Below are 17,965 nucleotides of genomic sequence, written 5' to 3' on the forward strand. Positions count from 1 at the left end.
ACTATGACTGATTGAAAACTTGCCAAAGTGGATTGCTCGTTTTTCCGATGCCTGAAGGCATACTGCCTATTCGAGTCTCTTGTTCAAGCAACGGTCGAAGCAATTGTTTATAAGGCCAATGTGGTGACTCAAACAACAAACATTGTAATTGCTTTCGAATTTCAGGCTGAAAATCTAATTGTTCCAGTATCTGTTGCAACTCAACAGCCAACACCTTCCAAAATTCACGCACTTCAATCTGATAATGTTTCGCCAAAGTCTCGACAATACAGCCAAGGTTGACTTGAATGCCTAAAGTCTGAATGTAGAACAATAATTCTTCGACTGAATCATGATAGAGCGTATTTCTAAAATCATGTGGACTTAAATAATCTGGATCATCCAAACCATTTTGTAATACCCACGGTAAGTAAATACGCAATGAGTCATGATCTCTAAACATCAAACCATCAAATTGACCATCTTTAAACACCAGACATAAATTTTGTCCATGAATTTCTCCCATCAACCCCAAACGGAACAGACGTAAATTCACTTCAAAAAAGCATGCACATAATTGGGCGAATTGATCTAACACCTCGACCGTTCCATTCGACAGCCCTTGTCGCTGCAAAATATAATCAAACACAGTGGGCTGACCTGAAATCTTGTGTCCCAGACTTGCCATTGGAATCAGTTGATACGGCTGCTGCAATAATTCAGGTGGAATATGACGGCGTTGAGCGGCTAAATGTGTCGGTTTCTCTACAAATAACCATTCATTATCAGCACTTCGATCTTGCTGCTTTTCTGGTAAATAAGACCACCATTGAGTTTCTTCACATAACCATAATTTTTGTTGTAGCACAGGATCTTTTTGCTGTGCTTGTAACAATAGTTTCTGGTTTTTCTCTCCATTAATCATTTTTACGATCGGAAGAAAGCGTAATGAACCAAGTGCTTTAATCCCTATCGGCAATTTCAGACTTTCTTGTGGAATATACTCAGACAATAAACTTCGCATTGAAGCAGTGGCGTACATTCCTTTTGAAATAAAATTCAATGGCTGACAGATACCTACAGCGACATCCTCAGCAAAGAATTGTTCAAATAAATGCTTGAACTGCCACGGATGCACAGGCATGGCGATATGCGATTCACTCAATCCGCGCTGGAACATTTCCTGTTTCAGTTGATGTCGTTCGGCGCGATTAATGAAAATTTGGCGAGGCTGTTGCGTAAAAATATCGTCAACACCCTCACCAAACATCATTTTGTCTTTATGTACCGCAACCCAGTGGATACTGAGTTCCTGCGCAAATTCAGGACAATATTGCAGGTATTCCTGTTGACTCAACCCTTCCTTCAACTTGGATAAAGGATGATAAGGACGATCCCGATAACCCGCATATTGCTCTAAAATACGAAATATCTGTGCGGAACTTTGATGCATCAACTCGTGTGTATTCACTTTGTGTTGTTGCAGCAAACGATATTGCTGCAAACACTTCTGGATCTGATCTGCAAAATTTTGAATTTTATTCGTCTGACAGTGCTGAAATACCCCCATATCTTGCAAATATTGGAATAATCCCAATAGTTCAATCGACTGAAGTTGACCCTGATCATTCATCTGATCTACTAAGAGAATTTCAGACTCAGCAAAAAAACACCAAGGTTGAGCAATACCTTGATTTACAGGAAAAAAGACACATCGCTTTGATTGCTGCTCAAGTAACAATACAAAGTATTGCTGCTCAAGTCGTTCATTAAAATATGGTTCTAGATCAATATCAAATCCACTGAGCTTTGCTTGTGCTGTTTCAAAATCAACAACATATTGCTCAGGAATCAACTCCTCGACCAATAAGGCATTCACAAAATCTTGTAAAATAGTTCTGTCGGTCAATTGATAGACAGGTTGAAGCGCATTCATAAATAACCTCACTTCACCTGAGCTTTAAAAGGTGCTAATGGGTTATCAACAAACTTAATTTGAATACGACCATCACCAAATAAGCGACGCTTGGTCAATGACTCAATACGTAACTTGTCGGCAAATACATCAAAGATTTGATAACGCTCAGTATGTTCAGGATGTTGTTGCTGATACTCCTGAATTACATCCGCTGCCCATTGCCAAAAGTCCTGTTCTGCCACCGCATAAGTTTGATTTAGAAAAATTGCAATGTCTGTCAGCGCCACAAAGAATAGACATGCACAACTAAAATCACGAATCCCATCCAAGTCGTCAGTCAAAATAAAAGACATACTATTGGTTTTGGCATGTTCAGGCGGTAACTGATCGAGTTCAGGCGCTAATTCTGGATGTGTCAAGTGTGCTGGGCTATAACGTACACCATCATGAAAATCTTTTAGCAACACTCGGGTTGGCCAACCTTTTTCATGTACCAAAATAATATTTTGCCCATGCGACTCCGTTGCAATACCTTCAGCGAATAGCAAATGAATCAGTGGGGTAATGACAACTTTCAATAATTGACGTGTCCATTGTTCCACACCGTATTGCTGTATCCACGGTGCAATTAAGGCTTGCCCATCTTTTTGAATATGGCTCACCCCATTCAGTGGAATCGCATCTTCACCTTCACGTAAATATTGATGCACACTTTCACGCCATAAACAGCCAATTGTTCCATAGGCTTGTTTTGCATGTGAAGCAGGCAAACGAGTGAAATCCACACTCAAACCATAAACTTCACGCAATACCGCAAAATCTAATTTTTTCGCAGTTTCACTTTGATCAATCAAAGCTTGCAACCAGTCAGTAATGATTGGCCCGTTCATCACAGTATGTTTTGCCAGTACTCGTGAACTCGACGTATTGGTTAAACTCATCGAAAGTTTGATATATGGTTTTTCTGGATGCTGCAGATTCGTCACAGTTCTTAAGGACTGCTGTGCCAAATAACGATCATGGCTGTGACCTAAATACATAATTTTTTGATCGGCAATTTCTTCGGCAAAAATTGAGATAAGATGATTTTCCCATTGCCAAGGATGAACTGGAATCCACACATAATCAGCGCTTTCTTTAATTGGATTTTTAAGTTTTTGCTGAAATTGGACTAAGTCTTGTGAATTTAGTTGTGCCTTAAAAAATTCTTTTCTATCAATACTATTAGAATGGTTTTCAGCAACAATATCTTTATGTATAGCTAACCAAACGAGCGCCATCGGTTGTGCAAATTCAACGCCATAACGGACATTATCTTGTAAACTGAAACCAACTCGTGACTTATAACAAGGATGATATGGATGACCATCCATTAAATAAGATTCGAGAATATCGTAAGGATATTGAATTGCAGGCAAGGCATAGTTTTCAAAACACACTTGTGACTGTAAATCGTGAATATATGTACGTTTTAATTCAAAAATGAAATCTTCAACTTTCGCGGCGTCTGTAATTGAACGCAGAATTTCATCTATGACTTGATTCAGACGAGCTGGTTGCTGCTTACCGTGCGCATCTTGGCGGAGAACATCTTGATCACGCGCCAATCGAACTAAGTTATAACTATATTGACGCTGACCAGACGCTTTATATTGCACCGTTTGCTGTTGACGATCCTGCACCTGAACAATAAAACTTTCACCATCATGATCAGCAGCAATGATCTCTTCGAAAATAAGCGCTTGTAATAATTGTTTTATTACACGCTGTTCAACCGCTTTCGACTGTTCAGATTGTGGTTGTTGCCATGCTTGAAAGGTATTTTGAATCAGATGTGTATTTGATAAAACTGGATGTAATTGTCCCATGTTGATCTTCCTAATTATTTAATTCATTTTGTGTTGGTCTGGAAAACGCCATGCATAAGGCAAAGCGCACAAGATAAGCACAGTACAAAAAACAAAAATTTCTTGAATGCCTTTAAATGTGTCCAGCGCTGTATTTGAACTTGTTTGAAAAATGTCTTGGCGTAATTGCAGATATAAAGCAGCAAGTACCACGGCAACTGCGGCAAAAAGTCGACGGAACAGATTATTTAACGCAGCAGCCTGAGTGACCAAATGTTGCTGTTGCTGACGTAAACTATTTAAACCTGCTGTGGTTGAAGGCATATAAGACAGTCCCATTCCCAAACCATGCAACATCATGCAACAGATAATGAACCAGACATTTTGTATAGGTGCCCATGCAAGCAATGCAAAAGACAATGCGGTGATGATGAGACCAAAGTTCATGATTTTTGACGCGCCGTATTTATCGAGATATTTTCCCGCAGGCTGACTACATAGACCAGTCACAAGTGCGCTACTCATAAGGGCAAAACCCGTCCAGAGCGGACTCAGCTTTAAACTCTGTTGAATCCATAACGGTACAAGCAACATACCGATAAATAAACCAACCGTTTGTGCCACACAAATCATCAGACTAAATCGAAAGCCTTTTACATCGAACAATGCTGGTTCAATCAATGGACGAGTTTGGACTTTTTGCCTTCTAACAAACTGCCAGAATGTTAGGACACAAATGCCAAGCAACAACCAATAGATCGGTTGGACTAAATCTGCAAATTGATGAATCTGACTTAAAGTAACTAACAGCAAAATAATGCTTGTACTTAGATAGATGAATCCAAGCCAATCAAAGGACTGATTCATATCGCCTTGTTCTTTAGGTAGATAAAGATAGCCCAACACTAGAGCAATACAGGCAATCGGCAAGTTGATAAAGAATAAAGCCTGCCAATCGAGCCAGACCAAAACTAACGCACCCAACATCGGCCCGATTGCCAAAGTCAGCATGATCATCGAACCCCATAATCCTGTAGTACTGCCTCGTTGTTCAGTCGGTGTAACCAAAAAGATCAAGCCCAGCGACAAAGGAATCATGAGACCGCTGCAAAAACCCTGCAAGGCTCTCGCGATAAGAACAGACTCAAATTGATTAAATAATCCACCAATTGTCGATGCCAAAGCAAAGCACAACAGTGCAGTTAAATAAGTTTGTCGTTTACCAAAACGTTGACTGAAATAGCCAGCGAGTGGCAAGCTGATACTCATTGCCAATAAAAAAGCAACAACGACCCAACTCGCCCAAATCTCTCCAATTTGAAAATATTGCATCAATTGAGGAATTGCTGGGTTAAAACTACTATTATTTAAACTTACTGTGCCTGTTCCAAGCATCACAGTAAGTAAGACATAACGCTGCAACCCGACTTGAACAGATTGAGCGGTTGGTACAGAAGATTGCTCCATACACTTTTCCTCTGTACAACCTAGTCAATATGCTCTGATAGTTTTAACTGTGAGTAAAACGTTGGCGAAGTATGTCGACGCTGATCTGATTTCTGAGAAACACGCGACAGCATTGAGTCAGCTAACTGTGCATGATTCCGCACTGGTTGATCTAGTTTTACAGATGCAGCAACACCAAACTGTTGGTAAGACTGAGCCTTATCGAGTTTAAATAACTCCCTACCCAAAAGTTGATTGGCAATCGTCGCTGCTCGATATGCACCTAGACCGAGGTCAGGTGTTCCAACACCATGATGAAACACTTCCATATTCTGTAAGAAGATCCTCCCATCACCTTGATACTTCACTTCAAAATCTGAGCTAACCTGCCAACGATTTGTCTGATCAAGTGAAATTAAAGACTGTAAATTTTGTAAAAAAGCAGGCTTTGGATAGCGATAGCCTGTAGCAGCAATCACACAATCTGCATCAACCAAATACTTCTCATTTTGCTGATGCTGCTCAAAACGCAAACGTATTTTTTGATTTTCTAGTACTTCTGCATACTGTAGCTGATGATGCCCTGCCAAAGTCACATCTGTATTTTGACCACCAATACTACGATGATAAAGTCGCTCGTAAATGTCACGAATCGTTTTACTACTAATCCCTTTATATAAATTTGCCTGTTGAACAGGTAACTCAGCTTTCAGTGCGGTAGGTAAATGATAGAAATAGTGCATATAATCAGGGCTAAAATGCTCAAGCCCTAACGGTGTATTTTCCATTGGGAAAAAACCCGCTGATCGAGTTAACCAATGTAAATGGAAGTTGGCTTTCACCTGTCCTTGTGCATATTGACGATCAAATAAATCGATAAAAATTTCTGCCGCAGACTGCCCTGAGCCAATCAACACCACATCACCTTTTAGTTTTTCAGGACAACTTTTCAAATATTCAGCTGAATGTAAACATTGCGTTGTTTGTGAATAAATATGCTGCAAACTTTCAGGTAAATGCGGAACAGTCCCTATTCCTAAAACCAATTGACGCGCACGATAGCGCTGTATTTCGCCGTTGAATAAAACCTCAACCTCAAAACCACCTTTTACGGGTTGGACTTCAAGAACGCGACTATTAAATTGGACATTATCCAGTTGTTTTACAACCCATTGACAATAATGGTTATATTCTTGGCGTGGAATATATAAATTTTCACGGAAATAAAATTTATATAATCGCTGGTGATGCTTTAAATAATTGAGAAAACTATAGGGACTTGTTGGCTCGACCAAACTTACTAAATCCGCCATAAATGGGACTTGCAGTAAAGCATTGGGCAATTGCATACCCGCATGCCAGTCAAAGCCATCTTTTTGTTCAAAGAATTGATATTTAAGCTCACTTTTCCCCTGCAAAAGACTAGCAAGACTCAGATTGAAAGGCCCTAACCCGATTCCAATAAAATCAAGCATAGCTCACATCCTTCTGCTCTACGAACAGTGGATTTTGCAGCTGCACATAAACAGACTGATACTCAACAGGTGCGATCAGTTCATCAAGTTCATGTAAACGCGTGAGTAAATTTCCCTTATAAGGCAACGTCTCATTAAACAATAAACCTTGCAATAACGTACTTTCAGGATACTGTTGCAATAAATCTTGTAAGAAACCTTTAAGATGCTCAAGCAACTCATCTTCAGTGATATAACCAGTTGCACCAATTGCATTGATGATGCCAAACAAAGTATTGCCAAAGAAATAATAACTAAAACGCTCATCGACAAAATCTTTAGGTCCAACCGCAAACGCTTTCTCTTTTAGCTCTGGTAATACTTTTAAGATCTCAGTGGCAAATTCTTCGATGTAATAGAAACCTTGATTGTCACGTAGCCATAATGTTTTTGGAAAATTATTTTCCATTTCTAAGAGTACATTTTGCTGATGAGATTCAAAAGCCATACCATAACGATGATATAAATACATCAATGGCTCTAGGCTGACTTTAAGGAAGCGATTGAACCAATCCAACGCAATTTCAGAAAAATCAGTGTCTGAATGCGTTTTTTCAATTTTTGCAAATAATGCGTTAAAGCGATTTAACGATTTACTTGGATGATCTTGGCAAAGTGATGCAATACACGTCACTTGCTGCTGCGGATGGAAAGGTTGATCACGGAAAATACAAATACTTTCATTCACTACCTCATTATCTATTTTTAATGCCATCCAAGCTGGGTCATTGACTGCTTTTAAACTTGGGCATTGTTTTAAAATATTCTGACCGTATTCACTGTGCCATAGGCGATGAGTTAACTCTCCACGATGACACTCTTTCGCCAAATTAACGCGGATTGAATTGGTAATCATCACAGAAAGTGAAGGTTTGACCATCCACGGTGCACTAAAGCTTGCTAAAGTACGAATCGATGTTGTCGGGAAAAATTGCCATCCTCGTAAACCAAGATCGATCAATTGACCCGTTTGCTTGAGTCGTTCAAACCAAGATTTGCTTTGTAAATAACGTGCTTGCCAAGGATGTAAAGGCAATAATTTATATTCAGTATGCGTTTTTAATAGATTGAGATCATTTTCAGACAGATACCATTGTAAATTCGTTTTAAGCTCTTCGGAAATTTCCTCGTTTGTGGCTGACCCTTCCGCAATGTAATCCTGATGTACAAACCAATAATGAAGTTGGGTTTGTCCTTTATGTTCTGGCGAAAACTTCAACCAATCCTCATGTACAAAACCCGTTCGACTTTTAGGCGCGGGATGCATGCTATGCCCTAAAATCAAAGCTTGTTCGGTTTCAATAAAGCTTTGCCCTGCTTTCACAAGATCATCAAAATCATGTTCACGCTGCATTAAAAACTGCTGTAGTGCATCTCGGCTTTGAATCCACTTTTCAACTAGAGAAGCAGCATCTAAAGGAATTGATGATTCAAAGACAAGTTCTTCCAACAGCAAGCCCACGATTGCAACTGGGCTAAATGTTTTAATCTGTCCTTGAATCGTTATTTGTGGGAGAGCATGTAACCGATGTCGCCCAACTCGACTGACATAACTTAATGGGAAATAGCATTGGGCTTGGATAGAGTGAATCGGAACTGATAACAGCGTCAAACCTTGGCTAAACGCTTGTTGTTGGGGACTCTGCTGACTTTTATTTAGCAAGTGACCTTTGCCAGTTTCTTGCGTGTAAGCGTTGACGAAGTGTTGTATCGCCAACCGATTGGCAAGTGATTGCATCAGACTGTATCCTCTTATCGAGAGAGTAGAATTTATTTTTCGTAATGTTTGAGCTCTAAACACACCTCAACCACAATTAATCATGATTAAGATTATGCTAATGATAATTATTATCATTTAATAATTCAATTTAATAAATCACCCTAAAAATACAGACTTAAATATATGAATTAACTGAATTAAATATAAAATTAAGATTAAAAAGGATACAAAAAGATAATAATTATTCTCATTAAATAAAATGATGGTTTTAAGATTCTCAATAGTTTTTATAGATAAATTAATATTTTAGTAATAACAGCTATTTAGCACGTTTTATTCACTTAAATGTCTAATACATCACTAAATGAAGCACCAAGTAATTTGGCTAGATCATGAGGATTCAAACCTATATCTAAGCCCCTTTTCCCACCGCTGACATAGATTTTTTCAAGAGATTGCGCCGTTAAATCAATTACTGTTTTTAAACGCTTTTTCTGCCCTAATGGACTAATCCCACCGACTAAATATCCTGTTAATCGCTCAGCGTCTTTAGGATTCGCCATTTGAAGTTTCTTACACCCTACTGCCACTGCAACTTTTTTTAGATTTAATTGATGATTTACTGGAAGTACTGCAACGTAGTAATTTTTTTCGTCTGTTACCATTAAAGTTTTGAATACTTCTTCTACTTTTAAATTTAATTTTTCAGCAGCTTCCAAGCCAAAACTTTTGGCATTTGCATCATGTTCATATTCATGAATTGAGAATGGTATTTTATTTTTTTCCAGTAGTTTACATGCAGGTGTCATTTTCTTTCGGACTATTCGTAATTCATTTGATAAGTGGTATTAGTGTAGCATTATTTATAAGAAATCTTAAACTTGCTTAGGCTATTTTAGATGTAAATCTATTCTTGATATCTCTATCTTGAACCTCATATATTTTCTAATAGTGAAATGAATAGGCTCTATCAGTTAATGAGTTACAAGCATAATAATTTAATGGCAATGCGAGAAAGCTATTGGAATGATGAATCATCTTCTACCGTTCACGCTGAAAAACAGTTTCTGAGGAATACTTTGATTGAGGAAGGTATCTTTGAGAATGCGACTTTAGATGACACGAAGTATTTTTTCTTCACATTACCCAGTATTATTATCGTCAAAGCTCATGCCTTAGGCTTTCATCACAGTCATGTGAAACGTATGTTGATTAAACATATTCACAGCAACCGCGCTGCATTAATGCGTAAATCAGTACTGAAAATTCAGTTTAAAATATAGGACATCTGTATAGTTAAGCTAGATTTAGGATGAAAAATCTACTTAGGCTATTTTAGATTATTGATCTATTCCACAAATTTAGACTGATAATTCAAGAGATTGAACTATTTTAATACGTTCAAAAGCTGTAATATCCTCTACACTTTATCTCTCGGCTTTCAACCATCCGATTTCAGCATAGGATTTTTCTTTCATGTCAGATCAGAACGATAAGCTTAAGAACCTAAAAACCTCGTCTGTGGATCGTCGCTTATCTATCGCTAAAGCCTCTTTACTTGCTGGAACACGCTGGGCAACTGCAAGTGCTACTTCCCTTTTCTCTAGTGAAGAAGAAAAAGAGAAGAAACGTAAAAAAGCTATGGCTGAACAAGCACATTATTTAGTTTCTGAAATTGGGAAATTAAAAGGTTCAATCGTAAAGATTGGACAAATGATGGCTTTATATGGTGAGCATTTCTTACCTGAAGAAATTACTCAAGCACTCAATACGTTGAATAATCAAACCGTTGCCCTTGCTTGGCCTGCGATTAAAAGTCATTTACAAGAACAACTCGGTTCTAAATTAGATGATTTAACGATCGATCATGAGCCGATTGGTACTGCTTCCCTCGCGCAAGTACACCGAGCAACGCGTAAATCAGATGGATTAGAGCTTGTTTTAAAAATTCAATATCCGGGTGTCGCAGAAGCGATTGACTCAGATATGAATCTATTCAAGAACATGCTGAAGCTTACCCGTATGGTGCCGCAAACTCGTGAATTTGATCAATGGTTTGATGAAGTCCGTGAAATGATGCATCGTGAAGTCAACTACGATATTGAAGCAGCGACAACACGCCGTTTTGCTGAACGCTTGAATGATGATCCACGCTATATCGTGCCTCAAATTGTTGATGAATTCTGTGCTGAAAAAGTTCTATGTATGACTTTTGAGCGTGGTGTGCCCATTAATAGCCCTGTCATGCTTTCATTGCCTCAAGAACGCCGTAATCAACTGGGTGAAGCTTCGCTTGAAATTGCTGTTCGAGAGTTATTTGAATGGGGTGAAATGCAAACTGACCCGAATTTCGGAAACTATCTTGTTCGTCTTGGCAATGGTGATGATCTAAAAGATCAAATCGTTCTCCTCGACTTTGGTGCAATTCGCCAATTCGACGACAATTTACTTACGGTTGCTCGAAATCTGATTCATGCAGGATATGACCACGATAAAACGGCGATGGTTAAAGCAATGACGGGTTATGAATTCTTTGACGGAATGCCAGAAAGTATCAAACCTGGGATGGCTGATGTTTTTCTAATCGCGACAGAAGCGTTTAGTTGCCCGAGCAATAATCCTGATATGCCAGCTGGTGTAATGGATGAACAAGATCGTTATGATTGGAAAAAAAGCCAATTACATAGCAGAGTGATGCAACAAGCTGCGCAGTCTATGGCTTCGCGCTATTTCTCAGTTCCACCTAAAGAATTTATGTTTATTAGCCGTAAATTTATTGGTGCTTATACCTTCATGACTGTCATTGAAGCAAAGACTAATGTTCGCAAAATGATTCGTCAATTTGCATAATTTTCGCTAGAAAGTCATTTTGACCAATCTGATTTGTCAGTTTGGTCAATTTTTTTGAGTTAAATTTTTTCATATTTTTTTTAAATCTTTTAAAAATATATACTTATAAAACAACCTATCCATAAATCACCCTTTATCATTCTCAAAACAGCACGTCAAAGAAGACATAGTTTTTTTACTGAGAGCATGTCAGCATAATTTTACAACCATCCTCTAGGATAAAGTCATGTCGAATATGATGAATAAAGCTCAAGGCTTCGGGCTATCTTTAATTACCAAAATCGCAGGAAGCGAAGTTCTTGATCAACTCAAATTAAGAAAATTTGTTGAAAAATCATTATATCAGGGTTCAAAAACAGGTTTTAAGGTACTTACTAAAACTCAGAAAGCATTTAAGCCACAACCGATTGATAAGCAACGCCTCCCGAATCAAGTCAATAAAAACCTATTTGACCTTGGCTTAACAGAAGAACAGCAAATGACGTGTGATGCAATGTCACAGTTCGCTGAAGAAGTGCTCTATACCCTCGCACATGATGCAGATCATAATGCGCAATTTCCTGAAGAACTTTGGCAGCATTTAGTTGATCTTGGACTCAATTATTACGCTTTACCAGAAGCTTTAGGTGGCGTTGCAGCAGAACAAAATATTGTCAGCAATATCTTGATTGCTGAAAGCCTAGCAAAAGGTGATTTCAGCTTAACAGCTGGTTTGCTCAGTACATTTAGCGTTATTAATGCGATTACGCGTTGGGGTTCAACCCAAGTTCAATCTATGTATCTGCCTTGTTTTGCTGAAGATACAGATATCACTGCAACATTTGCATTTCAAGAAACAACACCAGCGTTCAATCCATTCCAGCTTAAAACTACTGCAACCGAACAAAATGGTCAGTTTTTCATTAATGGTGAAAAGAACCTTGTGATATTGGGTGATACAGCCGATGTTTTCTTAGTCAGTGCTGAGTTAAACGGTAAACCTGATCTTTTTGTTGTGCAATGCAATGAAACCATTTCAATCAAAGCAAATCCAGCAATGGGTTTGAAAGCAACAGAAACAGCAACACTTCAATTCAATCAAACCCCTGCATTACGTTTGGGTGATACAGATTTTGATTACACGGCATTTGTCGATCTTGGCAATTTAATGTGGTGCGCAATGGCTGTTGGTACATGTGAAGCGATTAAAGCTTACTGTATCAAATATGCAAATGAGCGAACTGCTTTTGGTGAGCCTATTTCTCATCGTCAAAGTGTGGCTTTCATGATCGCGGACATGGCAATTGAAATTGATGCGATGCGTATGTTGGTTCTCAATGCAGCAAGTTTGGCAGAAGCTGGAAAACCATTCCATCGTGAAGCGTATTTGGCTCGTCTACTTTGTGCTGAAAAATCGATGAAAATGGGTACAGATGGTGTGCAAATTCTCGGTGGTCATGGTTTTACCAAAGAGCATCCTGTAGAGCGCTGGTATCGTGATCTACGTGCAACCGCTATCTTACATTCTGGCTTACATGCTTAATTGACTATCAGAGGATCACAACATGAACTTACAAAGTCCTAAAAAATTCAAAATGATGGTCGATCAAGCACATGAAGTTGCGCTGAATGTGTTACGTCCTATTTCCCGTAAATACGATAAAGCTGAACATGCCTATCCTAAAGAATTAGACATGCTTGCCTCTTTAATTGATGGTATGAATGAGGGTGGCGAAGGTATTAATGCGGGCGCAGCCGTCGGGAAACGTGGTGAAACCGAGACTGGAAATAAGAATGGCAATAATATGTCAACAGCGCTTGGTATTATTGAAATGTGCTATGGCGATACAGGTCTATTGCTTAGCATGCCACGTCAAGGTTTAGGAAATTCGGCAATTGCAGCCGTTGCCAACGATGAACAACTCGAGCGTTTCAAAGGAACTTGGGCAGCGATGGCAATTACAGAGCCGGGATGTGGTTCTGATTCAGCTGCTATTCGCACAACAGCAACGCAAGATGGTGATGATTATATCCTTAATGGTGAAAAAATCTTCGTTACCTCTGGTGAACGTGCTGATTCAGTCGTCGTTTGGGCAACACTCGATAAAAAGCTTGGTCGTGCTGCAATTAAGTCATTCGTTGTACCTAAAGGTACGGCTGGTATGAAAGTTGAGCGTCTTGAACATAAACTTGGGATCAAAGCTTCTGATACTGCAGTGATTAGTTTTATTGATTGCCGAGTACCTGCCGCTAATTTATTAGGTAATCCTGAGATTGACGTGGCTAAAGGTTTCGCTGGTGTCATGGAAACTTTTGACAACACCCGTCCACTGGTTGCTGCTATGGCGATTGGTTGTGCAAAAGCATCTTTGGAACGTATCAAAGAAATCTTTAAAGACCAACTTGATGCGGACTATAAAACCCCTTATTTACAAACCTCGAATCTCGCCGCACAAATCTATCGAATGGAAGCTGAATGGGAAGCTGCTCGCCTCTTAATGATCAAAGCAACATGGATGGCAGACAATAAAAAGCCAAACTCTAAAGAAGCTTCTATTGCAAAAGCAAAAGCTGGACGTGTTGGCAATGACATCACTTTAAAATGCGTCGAGCTTGCTGCTGGTGTTGGTTATGGCGAAGATGAATTGTTAGAAAAATGGGCACGTGATTCAAAAATTCTCGATATTTTTGAAGGTACACAGCAAATTCAACAATTAATTATTGCTCGTCGCGAGTTGGGTAAATCATCTAGTGAATTGAAGTAATTTAAATAAAAAGGACGTCTATAGTGGCGTCCTTTTTTAATAGTATCGTTAATTTAACACTATCGCATCGTGACAAACTCTTCGGCTGAAGTTGGATGAATAGCGACAGTATTATCAAAATCGCGTTTTGTCGCACCCATTTTCAATGCGACTGCAAAGCCTTGAAGGATTTCATCCATACCAAATCCTATCCCATGAATACCCACAATTTTTTCTTCATCACCAACACATACCAATTTCATTTTAGTCGGCTGCCGATGTTGAGTAATCGCACTGTACATCGCTGTGAATGAGGAATTATAGATTTTCACCGCTTGCTGGCCATATTTTTTAATTGCTTCTTGTTCAGTTATTCCAACTGTGCCAATAGGCGGATGGCTAAACACAACTGTTGGGATATTCTCATAATCCAAATATTCATTTGGCTTAGCATTAAATAATCTTTCAGATAAGCGTCGACCAGCTGCTACAGCGACAGGCGTCAATTCCATCTTTCCAGTAATGTCACCGACTGCATAAATTCCCTCCTGTGAGGTATTTTGAAATTGATCGACAGCGATATAACCTCGCTCATCTAATTGGACATTTGCTTTATCCAAATTTAAGTTTGCTGTATTAGGTTCTCTGCCTGTTGCCCAAATGAGACAATCAACAATATGTTCTTCACCATTTTCTAAATGCAAAGTCACTTTACCATCGGCATTTTTTGTCACTTTTTTTGGGGTTGCTTGAGTGTGTAAAGTAATGCCATCCGTTTGCATAACGTCGACCAAAGTTTCACTCAGAAATGGATCAAATCGTCGTACAGGTAAATCCTTTCGAATAAATAAGCCAACCTGTGACCCCAAAGTATTCAGCACACCAGCAAGCTCAACAGCAATATAGCCAGAGCCAATGACTGCGACTGTTTGAGGTAAAGCGGATAACTCAAAGAAACCATTTGAATCAATACCATACTCAACACCATCTATATCAGGTAATGAGGGCTGCGTACCCGTCGCAATTAAAATATGGTCGGCAGTTAGGCGCTCATCATTTACTTCAATTGTATTTTTATCAATGAAAATTGCTGGCCCTTGAACCACATCGACTTTATTGTTACTAAGGCTATTTTGATAAGATTGATGAATTCGATCAATATAAGCTTGGCGATTTTTGACCAGTGTCTGCCAGTTAAAAGATTCGACTTGAGTGTTGAATCCATAATCAGGCGCATATTTTTGAATGCTCTCTGCTATATGTGCAGCATACCACATCACTTTTTTAGGTACACATCCTACATTTACACATGTACCTCCGATTTCTCCCTTTTCGATCAAGGCACATTTTTTTCCATACATGGCTGCACGATTTACAGATGCTATGCCGCCACTACCACCACCTATCGCAATATAATCATAATGTTTTGTCATCATCGCCTCATGAATTATCTAAATCTGCAAAATTCTTGTTAGATCAAAACTATAGATATACAACAACAAGATATAGAAACCGATGATTTTTAATTTATTTAATACAAGAAAAAAGCACTGCTCATTTCTAAGCAGTGCTTTCATTTGATCATGTCTTTAAATTACTCAGCAGCGACGACTTCTGCTTGAGTTTGTTCTAAAGATTTATCAACCACACCAAATTTTTTAAAGATTTTTGCACGACGTTTAGGATAAATATTCGCTTTATTTAAATCACCCTTATAGTGATCAAATACACGCTTATCCATCATTTTTGACCATAAAGGTGGAATCAATGCAGGCAATAACATACTTGCATAGCCACTTGGTAATTCAGGAGCCTCATCAAAGTGACGCAATGCTTGAAATGGACGTGTCGGATAAGCATGATGATCAGAGTGACGTTGTAGCTGATATAAGAACAAGTTAGTCACAATATTATTATTGTTCCAGCTATGTTCAGGCATGGTACGTTGGTATTTACCATTTTCATCTTTTTGACGCTTCAAACCATAGTGTTCAATATAGTTAATAATTTCAAATAAACTAATTCCATAGAATGCTTGTGTTGCTAAATATGGAATTACACCTTTACCAAAGATACCAACCATAGAAGCATGAAATGCAGCACTCATACCCCAACCTTGCAACAACTCATTGTCTGTAGACCAGAATTCTTTACCTTTACGTTTTAAACGTGTGGTTTCAATTTCTACAGCTGATTTGAATGAACCAATTACTGTACGAGGCCAAAACTCATAGAATGTTTCACCCATTTGTGAAGATGCTGGATCTTCTGGTGTTGCAGCACGTTTATGGTGACCATAAGGATGTTCTACACGGAAATGGTTATAGCCCGTTGGCACAAGTGCTAAATGCGATAAAATATGGTCAATACGATCATGCTTATGACTCAGCTCATGCGCAGTATTAATTGCAATACCGTTGATCGCACCCATCGAAATACCAAGTAAAATCTTATCTAAAAACGATGTTTCTTTACGACTTGTTAAATAGCATGCATAAAAATTTGCGGCATATTGCAATGGAATAAAGCTTTTTACTAAACGAGAGTAATAAGGATCTTTTTCAAGTAATTTAATGTCTTCATCAGTTGGATTATTTGCATCTTTACCAATAATCGTATCGATTGTTGGAATAACAATATGCAAAACAATTGGACCACCTAACGCAAAGATTTTTTTCAAAGGACGTGGTGCAAATTGATAGCCCGCTAAAATACCGATACCGATTACAGGCAAAGCTGGGCTAATTGCCCATAAATAACGTTTACGATCCAATTCAGTTTTTGATTTTGGAATGCTTACTGGCGTAAGTTCTTGCTCAACATTTACTGGCGCATTCATCATCTTTTCCATGTCTTTGTATATATATGTATATTTTCAGGAATTATGAGATGCATTACAGTTGCAAGCGTCCAAAAAACCTATGTGAAAGTCTTTGGCATCATCCACCCTGTTTTTGTCCTTAAAACACATATTGAGTTATTACATTAGCTCTCTATAATTTAAATGAACACATCGATAAAAAATCATATGGATGCTTTAAGTAAAATATTTGCCGATATTCATTTAAACCACAGTGAATATATCTACTTGAAAACACAAGGAGAATGGAGTTTTATCTGCCAAGATCAAACCGCTTTAATTGTTCATATTGTTTTAGTGGGGTCGGTATTTATACAGATTGATGGACAAAATAGTCTGACAGCCAATGCGGGTGAAATCATAGTTATCCCTTCTGGTAAAGCACATACAGGGGCTGACAATGCCATTACCAAGCTTGTTAATGCTGTAGACATATCTAAATTTTTTGATGGTCATAAAGAAGATGCTATCGAGTTTGGTACTGAATCATCCGAGAAAAATTTAATATTAACAGTGCGCTGTCAAATTGATACACTCATGGCACGCCCTTTTATTCAAGCGCTTCCGACTTTAATACACCTACAACATGGAGACACAAGTACTCCTGAATGGTTACAAATTGGTCTGCACTTTCTTGCTCTCGAAACACAAAATATTCAAGCAGGCCGAGATATTATTATTGACCATCTCGTAAATATTTTATTGATTAAGTGTATTCGAGATCATATTCAACAAATTTCTGATCAATCAGGATGGCTGAGTGCATTCAATCATCCCGAACTCAGCAATAGTTTAGCCGCTATCCATAATCATCCTGAAGATGCTTGGACAGTAGAAACTTTGGCTGAACAATGCTGTATGTCTCGTTCTAAGTTTGCAAGTTTATTCCATGAAGTCATTGGGGAATCACCACTAGCATATTTACAACAACATCGAATGCGTTTAGCGAGCCAATATCTACGCAAAAGTAATTATTCTATTCAGCAAATTGCAAATAAGGTTGGATACTCTTCTGAAACTGCTTTTAGCCAAGCATTTAAACGCACTTTTGAAATTTCACCTAAACAATATCGGCAGCAATATATTCAAAATGAAACATAAATAAAAA

13 protein-coding genes are annotated in these 17,965 nt (G+C 38.5%); 5 read left to right on the forward strand and 8 right to left on the reverse strand.

Annotated features, from left to right (window positions below):
• Position 1 precedes the first annotated feature (1 nt).
• The 6 genes from ACT4_RS14465 to ybaK all read right to left on the reverse strand — a co-directional run bounded on the left by ACT4_RS14465 (position 2) and on the right by ybaK (position 9,233).
• Positions 2–1,915 carry an IucA/IucC family protein gene (locus tag ACT4_RS14465; RefSeq protein ID WP_007483351.1) on the reverse strand — a complete coding sequence of 638 codons (1,914 nt, stop codon included), beginning with the start codon at positions 1,913–1,915 and terminating at the stop codon, positions 2–4.
• Positions 1,916–1,923: 8 nt separating this feature from the next.
• Positions 1,924–3,765: an IucA/IucC family siderophore biosynthesis protein gene (locus ACT4_RS14470; protein ID WP_007483352.1), complete on the reverse strand. Its 1,842-nt coding sequence runs from the start codon at positions 3,763–3,765 to the stop codon at positions 1,924–1,926.
• A gap of 18 nt (positions 3,766–3,783) precedes the next feature.
• Complete coding sequence (locus tag ACT4_RS14475) at positions 3,784–5,211, reverse strand: DHA2 family efflux MFS transporter permease subunit (protein WP_007483354.1); 1,428 nt, start codon at positions 5,209–5,211, stop codon at positions 3,784–3,786.
• Between the two features lie 20 nt (positions 5,212–5,231).
• Positions 5,232–6,665, reverse strand: coding sequence for a lysine N(6)-hydroxylase/L-ornithine N(5)-oxygenase family protein (locus tag ACT4_RS14480; RefSeq protein ID WP_007483356.1), 1,434 nt, complete (start codon positions 6,663–6,665; stop codon positions 5,232–5,234).
• Positions 6,658–8,442, reverse strand: a complete 1,785-nt coding sequence (locus tag ACT4_RS14485) for an IucA/IucC family siderophore biosynthesis protein (protein WP_007483357.1) — start codon at positions 8,440–8,442, stop codon at positions 6,658–6,660. Before ACT4_RS14485 ends, ACT4_RS14480 begins: the two co-directional genes overlap by 8 nt.
• A gap of 323 nt (positions 8,443–8,765) precedes the next feature.
• Positions 8,766–9,233: a Cys-tRNA(Pro) deacylase gene (gene ybaK, locus ACT4_RS14490; RefSeq protein WP_007483359.1), complete on the reverse strand. Its 468-nt coding sequence runs from the start codon at positions 9,231–9,233 to the stop codon at positions 8,766–8,768.
• Positions 9,234–9,401: 168 nt separating this feature from the next.
• Here ybaK and ACT4_RS14495 point away from each other — a divergent pair, with 168 nt between their 5' ends.
• The 4 genes from ACT4_RS14495 to ACT4_RS14510 all read left to right on the forward strand — a co-directional run bounded on the left by ACT4_RS14495 (position 9,402) and on the right by ACT4_RS14510 (position 14,018).
• On the forward strand, positions 9,402–9,707 hold the full coding sequence (locus tag ACT4_RS14495) for a hypothetical protein (RefSeq protein ID WP_004879367.1): 306 nt from the start codon (positions 9,402–9,404) through the stop codon (positions 9,705–9,707).
• Between the two features lie 193 nt (positions 9,708–9,900).
• Positions 9,901–11,274, forward strand: a complete 1,374-nt coding sequence (locus tag ACT4_RS14500) for an AarF/ABC1/UbiB kinase family protein (RefSeq protein ID WP_004879365.1) — start codon at positions 9,901–9,903, stop codon at positions 11,272–11,274.
• A gap of 235 nt (positions 11,275–11,509) precedes the next feature.
• Positions 11,510–12,796 carry an acyl-CoA dehydrogenase family protein gene (locus ACT4_RS14505; RefSeq protein WP_171054831.1) on the forward strand — a complete coding sequence of 429 codons (1,287 nt, stop codon included), beginning with the start codon at positions 11,510–11,512 and terminating at the stop codon, positions 12,794–12,796.
• Positions 12,797–12,818: 22 nt separating this feature from the next.
• Positions 12,819–14,018, forward strand: coding sequence for an acyl-CoA dehydrogenase family protein (locus tag ACT4_RS14510; protein ID WP_007483364.1), 1,200 nt, complete (start codon positions 12,819–12,821; stop codon positions 14,016–14,018).
• 59 nt (positions 14,019–14,077) lie between these two features.
• On the opposite strand, the gene gorA is transcribed toward ACT4_RS14510, so the two are convergent.
• Together gorA and ACT4_RS14520 are read right to left on the reverse strand one after the other, a co-directional pair.
• Positions 14,078–15,430, reverse strand: a complete 1,353-nt coding sequence (gorA, locus tag ACT4_RS14515) for a glutathione-disulfide reductase (RefSeq protein ID WP_007483366.1) — start codon at positions 15,428–15,430, stop codon at positions 14,078–14,080.
• Positions 15,431–15,591: 161 nt separating this feature from the next.
• Entirely contained in the window at positions 15,592–16,836 is a 1,245-nt protein-coding gene (locus tag ACT4_RS14520; RefSeq protein ID WP_019384387.1) for an alkane 1-monooxygenase, read from the reverse strand.
• Positions 16,837–17,025: 189 nt separating this feature from the next.
• Here ACT4_RS14520 and ACT4_RS14525 point away from each other — a divergent pair, with 189 nt between their 5' ends.
• Positions 17,026–17,958: an AraC family transcriptional regulator gene (locus ACT4_RS14525; protein WP_007483370.1), complete on the forward strand. Its 933-nt coding sequence runs from the start codon at positions 17,026–17,028 to the stop codon at positions 17,956–17,958.
• Positions 17,959–17,965: the final 7 nt, after the last annotated feature.

It is taken from the genome of Acinetobacter sp. NBRC 100985, from assembly GCF_000241225.1.
GTDB lineage: Bacteria > Pseudomonadota > Gammaproteobacteria > Pseudomonadales > Moraxellaceae > Acinetobacter > Acinetobacter venetianus.